Annotated in this window: 11 protein-coding genes; all 11 read left to right on the forward strand. The window is 40.6% G+C overall.

Going from position 1 to position 10,839, the window contains the following annotated elements; all coding sequences use genetic code 11:
- Positions 1-76: 76 nt before the first annotated feature.
- The 11 genes from ACKTT2_RS01915 (at position 77) to argH (ending at position 10,502) form a co-directional block, all read left to right on the forward strand.
- Positions 77-469 carry a hypothetical protein gene (locus tag ACKTT2_RS01915; RefSeq protein WP_407883406.1) on the forward strand — a complete coding sequence of 131 codons (393 nt, stop codon included), beginning with the start codon at positions 77-79 and terminating at the stop codon, positions 467-469.
- A gap of 137 nt (positions 470-606) precedes the next feature.
- Positions 607-756, forward strand: a complete 150-nt coding sequence (locus ACKTT2_RS01920; RefSeq protein ID WP_407883408.1) for a hypothetical protein — start codon at positions 607-609, stop codon at positions 754-756.
- Positions 757-778: 22 nt separating this feature from the next.
- Positions 779-1,303 (forward strand): hypothetical protein, encoded by a 525-nt coding sequence (locus ACKTT2_RS01925; protein ID WP_407883410.1) that lies wholly within the window; start codon positions 779-781, stop codon positions 1,301-1,303.
- A gap of 62 nt (positions 1,304-1,365) precedes the next feature.
- Complete coding sequence (locus ACKTT2_RS01930; protein WP_407883427.1) at positions 1,366-3,159, forward strand: ABC transporter substrate-binding protein; 1,794 nt, start codon at positions 1,366-1,368, stop codon at positions 3,157-3,159.
- 43 nt (positions 3,160-3,202) lie between these two features.
- Positions 3,203-3,388, forward strand: coding sequence for a hypothetical protein (locus tag ACKTT2_RS01935; protein ID WP_407883412.1), 186 nt, complete (start codon positions 3,203-3,205; stop codon positions 3,386-3,388).
- Positions 3,389-3,425: 37 nt separating this feature from the next.
- Positions 3,426-5,237 (forward strand): ABC transporter substrate-binding protein, encoded by a 1,812-nt coding sequence (locus tag ACKTT2_RS01940; protein ID WP_407883414.1) that lies wholly within the window; start codon positions 3,426-3,428, stop codon positions 5,235-5,237.
- Between the two features lie 247 nt (positions 5,238-5,484).
- The gene (locus ACKTT2_RS01945) at positions 5,485-7,308 is read left to right on the forward strand and encodes an ABC transporter substrate-binding protein (RefSeq protein ID WP_407883417.1); all 1,824 of its coding nucleotides are present in this window, start codon (positions 5,485-5,487) and stop codon (positions 7,306-7,308) included.
- Between the two features lie 75 nt (positions 7,309-7,383).
- On the forward strand, positions 7,384-8,199 hold the full coding sequence (larB, locus tag ACKTT2_RS01950; RefSeq protein WP_407883419.1) for a nickel pincer cofactor biosynthesis protein LarB: 816 nt from the start codon (positions 7,384-7,386) through the stop codon (positions 8,197-8,199).
- Positions 8,200-8,236: 37 nt separating this feature from the next.
- On the forward strand, positions 8,237-8,581 hold the full coding sequence (locus ACKTT2_RS01955) for a 7(1) septoil knot domain-containing protein (RefSeq protein WP_407883421.1): 345 nt from the start codon (positions 8,237-8,239) through the stop codon (positions 8,579-8,581).
- A gap of 227 nt (positions 8,582-8,808) precedes the next feature.
- Positions 8,809-9,015 (forward strand): hypothetical protein, encoded by a 207-nt coding sequence (locus ACKTT2_RS01960; protein WP_407883423.1) that lies wholly within the window; start codon positions 8,809-8,811, stop codon positions 9,013-9,015.
- 92 nt (positions 9,016-9,107) lie between these two features.
- Positions 9,108-10,502, forward strand: coding sequence for an argininosuccinate lyase (gene argH, locus ACKTT2_RS01965; RefSeq protein WP_407883425.1), 1,395 nt, complete (start codon positions 9,108-9,110; stop codon positions 10,500-10,502).
- The last annotated feature ends 337 nt before the right edge of the window (positions 10,503-10,839 follow it).

The raw sequence follows: 10,839 nt of genomic DNA on the forward strand, positions 1-10,839 counted from the left end.
AACCAATCATCAAAAATTTAATTTTCCTAAAGTAAGACACTATGTACCATGTTTGTAACTCAAATAGGATTGCTATATGAACACTCAAGAGTTAGAAAAAAACATTTATCGTATTAAGCCTGAAATTGCGATCTTAGACAGTGATGAACTGATAGTTTTGTTAGCTCAGGCTCAAGCCGATCCCAAAAAACAAGGAGATACGTCGGAAGTTATTTCCTGGCTAAAAGCAGGAAATGGAGCAATTCCCTTCGTCATGTTTGTCGATTTGGAAAATATTCAAATTTTTCAATGGGACAGTTCCAATTACTCAGAACCAGTTTGCGTCTTTAATACCACTAAAGTTCTTAATCATTACGGTTTAACCCTTCCTAATCAATGGATATCTAATTATTACCTTGGTAGTCGAGTTGAATCGTGGTTGCGCGATTTAGATAGGCATTGGAGGGTAGAGAATCCGCCAGGAAAATAAGAAATAGAAGGCATTGGTTTGTTGACACTTCTGAAAAATGGATATGTTCAGCCTGAAGTAGAAATTAAAATTGATAGTAAGACTAGATACATTGTTTTGAGGTATTATCATCCGCGTACTGATGATTTTTAAGTGGTATGATTTTGTACATCGAAACTAACTTTGCCATGAGTATTGCTACAGGGCGCGATCCTCAAGCTAATCAATTATTATTAAACATACCACCATCCATTCAGATAGCCATACCAAGTGTTTGTTTTATGGAAGCTTTGTCATCATCTAGTTAAAAAAATATTTGCTCAATCAATTATGAAGATTCAAGAGTTAGAACAAAAAGTTTATCATATTAAGCCTGAAATTGCCATCTTAGATAGCGATGAATTAATAGTTTTGTTAGCTCAGGCTCAAGCCGATCCAAAAAAACAAGGAGATACGTCGGAAGTTATTTCCTGGCTAAAAGCAGGAAATGGAGCAATTCCCTTTGTCATGTTTATTGACTTGAAAAATATTCAAATTTTTCAATGGGACAGTCCCAATAAATCAGAACCAGTTTGCGTCTTTAATACCGTTGATGTGCTTACTCCTTATGGTCTTAAGCTTCCCGATAAATGGATATCTAACCGCTTCCTTGGAACTCTCATAGAATCGTGGTTGGGAGATTTACGTCATACCTGGAAGCTAAACAACCCACCTGGAGAAGAACAGATAAAAGCCATCGGTTTGTTAACACTGCTAAAAGATGGAGAAACACAACCTGAAGTAGAAATCACAATTCATAGCAACCTAAAATACATTGTTTTGAGATATTATCATCCCCGTTCTGAGGATATTTAATTCGTATGATATTGTATGTTGAAACTAACTTCATCATGAGTATTGCCACAGGACGTTTTAAAATGAACTCTAATATCTTGATAAAATTCTTTCGACGTAGTTGGCTGTTTGCCCTTTTAGGGCTTTGGATTATTCTATCTTTGAACGGCTGCAATCCCAGCCAGTATAAAACTCGCGCTGCTCAAGTTTCACAGTTAGTACTTCCAACTACCACCGATCCTAAAACTTTTAACTATGCTCTAATTCAAGAATCCCCCAATATTTCTGCTTTTACTTATGAAGCACTAGCTACAGAAAACGGAGTCACAAAAGAAGTTGAGCCAGCCTTGGCTAAATCTTGGAATACTTCGGAAGATAAGTTGCGAATTACCTTTACTTTGAAAGAAGGATTGAAGTGGTCGGATGGAGAACCATTAACTGTTGATGATGTTATTTTCTCCTTTAATCAGATTTATCTCAACCCCCGTATTCCCTCCTATTATCAAGATGGTCTTCGCATAGGAAAAAGTAAGGCATTGCCTAAAGTCCGCAAACTGAGCAACAACCAGGTAGAATTTACTTTGCCAGAACCTTTTTCACCTTTTTTACGAACTGTTGCAGCAGGAACAGCGATTTTACCAGAACACTCTCTGCGTAAAGCTGTAGAAACAAAACGAGGCGACGGACAACCAGAGTTCCTTTCTACATGGGGAACAGATACAGACCCCAAAAAAATTATTGTCAACGGTCCCTACACAATCGAAAGCTACTCACCCAGTCAAAGAATGGTGTTTCGACGCAATCCTTACTACTGGCGCAAAGACGCACAAGGAAAGCAGCAACCTTATATTGAACGTATTGTCTGGCAAATCGTGGAAAACGCCGATACAGCTTTGATGCAATTTCGCTCTGGAGGATTGGATTTACTAGAAATTGGTCCTGGTAGTTTTCAACTGCTAAAGCGAGAAGAAAAACGCGGTAAATTTAACATTTATAATGCAGGACCTGATTCTGGTACAAGTTTTATGGTTTTTAACCTTAACAAAGGTAGTCGTAACGGAAAACCTTTGGTAGATCCCGTTAAGTCTCGCTGGTTTAATAATGTAGCATTTAGGCAAGCAGTTGCGTATGCTATCGATCGCCAGACTATGATTAATAACATCCTGCGTGGATTGGGCGAAACACAAAACTCACCAGTTTCAATCCCCAGTCCCTACTTCCTTTCTACTAAAGAAGGGTTAAAGACTTACGACTATAATCCAGAAAAAGCTAAGCAACTTTTACTAGGAGCAGGATTTAAATACGATAGCAAAGGTCAATTACTAGATGCTGATGGTAATCGAGTGCGCTTTTCCATGCTGGTATCATCTGGTGGTAGACCTACAGTTACACCCAGAATCCAACAGGATTTGAAAAAGATTGGCATTACAATGGATTTACAGTTTCTAGATTTTAGCGTTATTGGAGAAAAAATTTCTAACACTTTAGATTGGGACAGTTGGTATGGAGCGATTACGGGTGGCGTTGAACCAGCCAATGGTTACAATATCTGGTCTATAGAAGGAAACTTTCACGTTTTTAATCAGAAACCGCAAGACAAAAAAGACCGGATAGAAGGGTGGGAAGTTTCTGATTGGGAGAAAAAAATTGACAATCTTTATATTGAAGCGGCTAGAGAGTTTGACGAAGCAAAACGCAAAGCTATTTATGCAGAAACGCAACGTCTTGCACAAGAGTATTTACCTTTTATTTACTCATTTAATCCCCTTGCTTTAGCTGCAGTGCGCGACAACCTTGAAAATGTGAAATACACTTCTATTTTCCCAGCTCCTGCTAATTATGTTTGGAATATATATGAGATGAAAGTTAGGAGTTAGTTGTTAGTGGTTAGTAGGGGCGCAATGCCTTGCGCCCGTACAATTGGTAGTTAATGTTGATTTTCTTGTGGTACGGGCGGGACGCCCGTTCTTTCTCATCTATTTTAGGAGAACGGGTAAGGATGTCCATCCCACAAGATCTGTAGGTTGGGTTGAGCGCGATCGCGAAACCCAACAAAGCCTGAAGAAAGTTGGGTTTCGTTCCTCAACCCAACCTACGCGGTTTTAAATCTATAGAATAAAGCCCATGATAAAGTTATAGAGAAATGAACGTAAATTTTTTTCCAAACAAATTACCAAAAATTTTCCCAAGAAGTTGGGTTGTGGCTTTACTGGGTTTTTGGATTGCGCTATCCCTTAACGGCTGCAATCCCAGTCAGTTTAAAACCTCAGCAGCTCAAGTATCCCAACTCGTCATTAGTGCAGGAAGCAATCCTCAAACTTTTAACGCAGCTTTAAGTCAATCTACTCCCAACATCTTTCCTTTTACTTACGAACCATTAGCTGCTCTTAATGGCGTCACTAAGAAAATTGAACCAGCTTTAGCTGAGTCATGGGAAATTTCTGAGGATAAGCTACGCTATATCTTTACCTTACGCGAGGGATTAAAGTGGTCAGATGGAAAACCTCTGACTAGTGATGATATTGTTTTTTCCTTTAATGACATTTATCTCAATAAAGAAATTCCTACCTACGCTCAAGATAATCTCCGCATCGGTGTAAGCAAAGCTTTTCCTAAAGTCCGCAAAATTGACAGCCACCGAGTAGAGTTTATCATGCCCGAACCCTATGCACCCTTTCTAGCATTAATTGCGGCAGAACTGGCAATTTTACCAGAACACACCTTACGCAAAGCAGTAGAAACCAAGCGCTCCGATGGCAGATCGGAATTTTTCTCTACTTGGGGAATAGATACCGCTCCCAAGAAAATCATCGTGAATGGACCCTATACTCTGGAAAGCTATTTACCCGGTCAACGAATGATATTTCGTCGCAATCCATACTACTGGCGAAAGGATGCACAAGGAAAGCCGCAGCCATATATTGAGCGTATTATTTGGCAAATTGTGGAAAATATTGGTGACACAGCTTTGATGCAGTTTCGCTCTGGAGGATTGGATGTACTAGAAATTGGTTCGGGAACTTTCCAATTGCTGAAGCGAGAAGAAAAACGGGGTGATTTTAGCATTCAAAATGCCGGACCCGCTACTGGTACAAGTTTACTGGCTTTTAACCTTAACAAAGGTCGTCGCAACGGAAAGCCGCTTGTCGATCCGATTAAGTCTCGTTGGTTTAATACCGTTGCTTTCCGACAAGCTGTTGCTTACGCTCTCGATCGCCAAACTATAATTAACAACAACTTGCGGGGATTGGGCGAACCGCAAGACTCACCATTTTTTGCCCCTAGCCCGTACTACTTGTCTGCCAAACAAGGTCTTAAAGCCTATGACTACAATGTAGACAAAGCCAAGGAAGTTTTACTAGGTGCGGGATTTAAATACGATAACAAAGGTCAGTTACTAGATAAGGATGGAAATCGAGTGCGCTTTACAATGTTAGCGCCTGTTAGTAACAGACCCTCAGTTCCTCCCAGAATCAAGCAAGATTTGAGCAAGATAGGGATGACGGTAGATTTACAGTACGTTGACTTCAGTGTTTTGGGAGACAAAATCAGCAATACTCTTGATTGGGAAACTTATTTGGGAGCTATGAGTGGAAACATTGACCCTCATGACGGTTATAACGTGTGGACTGTAGAAGGTAGTTTCCACGTTTTCAATCAAAAACCTGCAAAAGGACAGCCCCCTCTAGAAGGTTGGGAAGCCTCTGATTGGGAGAAGAAAATTGAAGACCTTTTTATTGCAGGCGCAAGAGAGTTTGATGAAACAAAGCGCAAAGCTATTTATGATGAGGTACAGCGTCTCGCACAAGAATATGTACCTATCATTCACTTATGGAATTCCTTGGCTCTAGTGGCTGTACGTAATACTGTTCAAGGAGTCAAGTACTCTGCTGCTTTTCCTTCTCCTAGAGGATACATTTGGAATCTTTATGAATTGAAAGTGAATGGGGACTAGGGACTGGGGACTGGGGACTGAGGGACACGCGGGTGCAAGTAGGTAGGGCTATGCCGCACATTCGCCGTTGGTGGGCAGTGCCCACCCTACCTGTAATGGTAGTCTTCTGGCACCGAAGGGAGAAGATCCTCGACTTCTTAAAGAAGTTGGGGATCTGAGCAATAACCAATTCCCAATCTCTAGTCCCTAGTCCCCATTCCTTAATCCCTTAAGCTGTATCATGCCAGAAGATTAAAATTTTGCTTCCATGATGTTTTTTCTCTTCCCTCGTCATCGCCGTTGGCTTTCTGTTATTCCGATATTAATTGTAGGGTTGGTTTGCCAGATAATTTTTACCAGTTGCAACCCCACTAACCTAAAAACTGCAGCAGCACGAAATGTATCCCAATGGGTGACTAGTACTATCGGCGATCCCCAAACTTTTAATTATCCCTTTAATAATGGTTATCCTCATGTCTTTTTGTTTACGACTTTGGGGCTAACAACTCTTAATGGCGAAACTGGCAAAATAGACCCGGATTTATCAGAATCTTGGGAAATTTCTGATGATAACAAGCAAATAGTTTTTACCCTGCGCGAGGGTTTGAAATGGTCAGATGGTGAACCACTCACTGCAGATGATGTTCTCTTCACTTATCAAGATATAATTTTTAATCCCAAAATTCCTACTGATTGGAAAGATACTTTGAAAATAGGTTCGACTGGGGCTTTTCCTAAAATACGGAAAATTAGCGATCGCAAAGTCGAATTTACTCTTCCCGAGCCTTTTGCTCCTTTTCTCTATACAACAACAGGCGGCTCGACCAATTCAATTGGTATTATGCCAAAACACGCTTTAGATAAATCTTTGAAAACTCTAGATGCTAATGGAAATCCGCAATTTCTATCAATGTGGGGAACTGGTACAGACCCGAAGCAAATTATTGTCAGCGGTCCTTACAAAATGGAAAGCTATACACCAAGTCAACGTGTTATATTTAGGCGCAATCCTTATTACTGGCGTAAAGATAGCCAAGGTAACCAACTACCATATATTGACCGAATCATTTGGCAAATTATTGAATCTACAGATTCAATAATACTTCAATTTCGTTCTGGAGGATTAGATATAGTAGAAATTTCTCCAGAAAATTTCTCTTTACTCAAACGCGAAGAAAACCGAGGTAAATTTACAATTTACAATGGAGGAGCAAAATTATCTCAAAATTTTATTTCCTTCAACCTGAATAAAGGTAGACGTAAAAACGGACAATTTGTAGTCGATCCCATTAAATCTCGTTGGTTTAATACTTTAGCATTTAGACAAGCCATTGCTCATGCTATCAACAGAGAGGCATTACTCAATAATGTTTTTCGAGGAATTGGTGTCATACAAAATTCGCCAATAGAGGTACAAAGCCCTTACTACCTTTCTCCAGAAAAAGGCTTAAAAGTTTATGATTATAACCCAAAGAAAGCTAAAGAATTACTATTAAAAGCGGGTTTTCAATATGACGCTAAAAACCAGTTATTAGATACAGAAGGTAATCGGGTACGTTTCTCATTAATCACAAATGCTGAAAATAAAACTCGCGTAGCTATGGGAGCACAAATTAAATATAATTTGAGTACAATTGGGATTCAAGTAGATTTTAATGCAATTGCTTTCAACACACTTGTAGAGAAACTTTCCAATTCACTTGCTTGGGAATGCTATTTACTAGGTTTTGTGAGTGGAGGCTTTGAACCCAATGATGGGTCTAATGTGTGGTTACCTGAAGGGGGATTGCATACTTTTAATCAAAAACCACAAGCAGGAAGCGAACCGCTGATTGGTTGGGAAGTTCAAGATTGGGAAGCAGAAATCGGTCGTTTGTATACAAAAGGAGCGCAAGAGTTAGACGAAGAAAAAAGAAAAGAGATTTATTTTGAAACCCAACGCCTCACTCAAGAGAATTTGCCATATATCTATTTAATCAATCCTTTGTCTTTATCTGCAGTGCGAAACCGAATCCAAAACATCAAATACTCTGCCGTTGGTTCCCAAGCAGGAACAATGTGGAATAAATATGAACTTAAAGTAGAAAAATAGTTAGTGGTTAGTGGTTAGTAGAATAATTAACAACTAACAATGAACAACTAACAATGAACAACTAACAACTAACAAATGACAAACAACAAATCTTTACGATCGCTCTTAGAATCTGTCGCTCAAGGTAACGTTACCCCAGATGTAGCCCTAGAAACACTTAAACACCTGTCTTATGAACCAGTCGGCGAGTTTGCCAAAATAGACAATCACCGCTCCTTGAGAACGGGTTTTCCTGAAGTTATCTGGGGACCAGGTAAAACTCCCGAGCAGATTGCTCAAATTATGGAAATCATGCGCCAGCGCAATCCAGTGGTGATGGCGACTCGTATAGAACCAGATGTTTATGCTGCATTACAACCTAAAGTTAGGGGTTTGCACTACTACAACTTCGCCCGAATTTGTGCGATCTGCGCTCCGCGCAGTAGCGAAGCTATCGCTCCTGCTACCATTGAACCTCAGTGTCCTGGTATCATTGGCATTCTTTCTGCTGGTACTGCTGATTTACCAGTTGCTGAAGAAGCAGCTGTCACCGCCGAACTTTCTGGTTTTCAGGTACAGCGTCTTTGGGATGTGGGAGTTGCGGGAATTCACCGTTTGCTCAATAACCGTCATGTTATTGAATCAGCATCAGTCTTGATTGTTGTAGCGGGAATGGAAGGCGCATTACCTAGCGTAGTTGCAGGTTTAGCAGATTGTCCCGTAATTGCTGTTCCTACAAGTATCGGTTATGGAGCTAGTTTTGGAGGATTAGCACCTTTATTGACAATGTTAAACTCTTGTGCTGCTGGTGTAGGGGTTGTCAACATTGACAATGGATTTGGCGCTGCAGTGTTAGCAGGACAAATTTTGCGAACAGCCGCAAAATTGCGGTTGGCATCATCCGACTCATGAGGTTATGACGGTAGGCAAATCGATTCTGAGGGCGAACATGAAACGTTGGATTACATTGGCTGCATTTGCCTTAAGTTTTCTATTAACAATTTTTATATCTACTAACGATACAGTCACTGCTGAAAGTAGAGTTGATGCTAACTGTACTTATAACGGTATAAAGCTTTACGGTAAAGTACAAATTGTCAAAGATTTTCCGGATATTACTGCGGAAAAAGTTAAAGATTTTCCAGATTTACACGTTCAAAAAGTAACAGAATTTCCTCAAGACTGTGGCAAGTGGCAAGTCGTTGAAAATTTTCCCGACTTTAAAGTGAAGTTCGTCAAAGAGTTTGCGGACATCAAAATCAAGATGGTGGATGTCTTTCCGGGTTTGCCTTAAGAAAGGCAGATGACAGAGGGCAGATGGCAGAAGGTAAAGATACCTTTTTTATGTCTAACGGTAAATTTGTTTTGTTGGGGCTGTCTTTGGCAGTCATCAGTCTAAATAGGAGTAATTATTTGCCACTGGACAATTTTACATATTTCGGTTATTACCAAGGAAAGTTTTAAGGATAAAGTATAAAATTTTATCCTTCATCTTTTATTCTTCATCCTCGATCTTTATATATGGACATATTTACTGATTCAATATCTCATTTCATCTGGTGGTCGTCTTTCAACTGGACGGCGCTAGCTCAAACTGTAACTGACCCCAACGTTCTTGGTCAAATGCAAAAAGCTTTTACGCACTTTGTACAGACAGGTCAAGCTTGGGCGCTCTTGATTGGATTGGCTCTTGGTTATATGATTCGGAATTTAACGAGTTACGGTTAAACTAATTTGTTAGTGGTTAGTGGTTAGTGGTTAGTGGTGCAAAAATACAACTAACAACTAACAACTAACAACTAACCATTCCCTTAAAGCATATGACCGCACAAAACACTTGGAGTCAACGGTTTGAATCGGCGTTGCATCCCGCAATTGCTCGGTTTAATGCCAGTATTCATTTTGATATTCAGCTTTTAGAGTATGACTTAATTGGGTCTAAAGCTCATGCCCAGATGCTCGCTCATACTGGCATTCTTTCTCAAGAAGAAGGCAAGCAACTTGTCGAAGCTTTGGACAAGATTGGCGAAGAATATCAACAAGGTAGCTTTAACCCTGGGATTGAGGCAGAAGACGTCCATTTTGCCGTTGAACGTCGTCTTGTGGAAATAGTAGGCGATCTTGGTAAAAAATTACATACTGCTCGTTCCAGAAATGACCAGGTGGGAACCGACACTAGGCTTTATCTTCGCGATCGCATTAAGCAAATCAGCTACCAATTGCGTGAATTTCAAAATGTTTTGTTAGATCTTGCCGAACAACACATTGAAACACTGTTTCCAGGTTATACTCACCTACAACGCGCTCAGCCTCTCAGTCTAGCCCATCACTTACTGGCATACTTTCATATGGCACAACGCGATAGGGAACGTCTTAGAGATGTGTCTCGGCGAGTGAATATTTCACCGTTGGGATGTGGTGCTTTGGCGGGAACGACTTTTCCTATAGACCGCCATTACACTGCTGAGTTGTTACATTTTGATGGGATTTATGCTAATAGTCTTGATGGAGTTAGCGATCGCGATTTTGCCATTGAATTTATCAGTGCGGCTAGTATAATCATGGTTCACCTCAGTCGTCTTTCAGAAGAGATAATCTTATGGGCATCTGAGGAGTTTAGCTTTGTGACTCTCAAAGATAGCTGTGCGACTGGTTCTAGCATTATGCCCCAAAAGAAGAACCCCGATGTACCGGAGTTGGTTCGGGGTAAAACTGGGAGAGTCTTTGGTCATCTGCAAGCAATGTTGGTCATGATGAAGGGATTACCCCTCGCATACAACAAAGACTTGCAAGAAGATAAAGAAGCCTTATTTGATAGTGTTAATACAGTCACAGCCTGTCTTGAGGCAATGACAATTTTACTTCGGGAAGGTTTGGAATTCCGTACTCAGCGCTTAGCAGAAGCAGTAACAGAAGACTTTTCCAACGCTACAGATGTAGCAGATTATTTAGCAGCCCGAGGAGTACCCTTTCGGGAAGCATATAATCTTGTAGGCAAAGTTGTTAAAACCTGTATTGCCGCAGGTAAACTTCTTAAAGATTTAGGCTTAGAGGAGTGGAAAGAACTTCACCCAGCTTTTGACGCAGATATTTACGAAGCAATATCGCCACATCAAGTCGTTGCCGCTCGTAACAGCTATGGTGGTACGGGATTTGAACAAGTCAAACAAGCTCTGAAAGCTGCCCGCGAGCGAATTCCCGAAACTGATTGCTAGGCACAAAGGGAATGGAAGATTATTTTACTCCTTTCCCGCTCTAAAATTCCACTCCAGTATGTAGGGTGGGCAATACCTACCAATAGCAAATGGTGGGCATTGCCCACCTTACATATTTAGGTAATATAGCTGGCGGTTCGGGAGTAATCTCCCAATCCCAATTGCTAACAATAATTATGGGCATACATCTGTACGACCGCCATAACTGAGAGAGTAAATATTTTGAGCAACGATTCTACTCAGCATCAATAGCTGCTGCGCCCTCATCCTCTTCACTCTTCGGCGGTCTTTGCTGGAATCTTCTATTGCCCATCCGCCCTGTTGTAGTCCGTTTACG

Origin of the sequence: Scytonema hankhaensis NUACC26 (assembly GCF_045865695.1) — a bacterium.
Classification (GTDB): domain Bacteria; phylum Cyanobacteriota; class Cyanobacteriia; order Cyanobacteriales; family Nostocaceae; genus Scytonema.

Coding starts and splice junctions, on each gene's coding strand:
- ACKTT2_RS01920 (WP_407883408.1), top strand. CDS start 607: ATGATTTTGTACATCGAAACTAACTTTGCCATGAGTATTGCTACAGGG.
- ACKTT2_RS01940 (WP_407883414.1), top strand. CDS start 3,426: ATGAACGTAAATTTTTTTCCAAACAAATTACCAAAAATTTTCCCAAGA.
- ACKTT2_RS01955 (WP_407883421.1), top strand. CDS start 8,237: ATGAAACGTTGGATTACATTGGCTGCATTTGCCTTAAGTTTTCTATTA.
- ACKTT2_RS01925 (WP_407883410.1), top strand. CDS start 779: ATGAAGATTCAAGAGTTAGAACAAAAAGTTTATCATATTAAGCCTGAA.
- larB (WP_407883419.1), top strand. CDS start 7,384: ATGACAAACAACAAATCTTTACGATCGCTCTTAGAATCTGTCGCTCAA.
- ACKTT2_RS01915 (WP_407883406.1), top strand. CDS start 77: ATGAACACTCAAGAGTTAGAAAAAAACATTTATCGTATTAAGCCTGAA.
- ACKTT2_RS01930 (WP_407883427.1), top strand. CDS start 1,366: ATGAACTCTAATATCTTGATAAAATTCTTTCGACGTAGTTGGCTGTTT.
- ACKTT2_RS01960 (WP_407883423.1), top strand. CDS start 8,809: ATGGACATATTTACTGATTCAATATCTCATTTCATCTGGTGGTCGTCT.
- ACKTT2_RS01945 (WP_407883417.1), top strand. CDS start 5,485: ATGATGTTTTTTCTCTTCCCTCGTCATCGCCGTTGGCTTTCTGTTATT.
- argH (WP_407883425.1), top strand. CDS start 9,108: ATGACCGCACAAAACACTTGGAGTCAACGGTTTGAATCGGCGTTGCAT.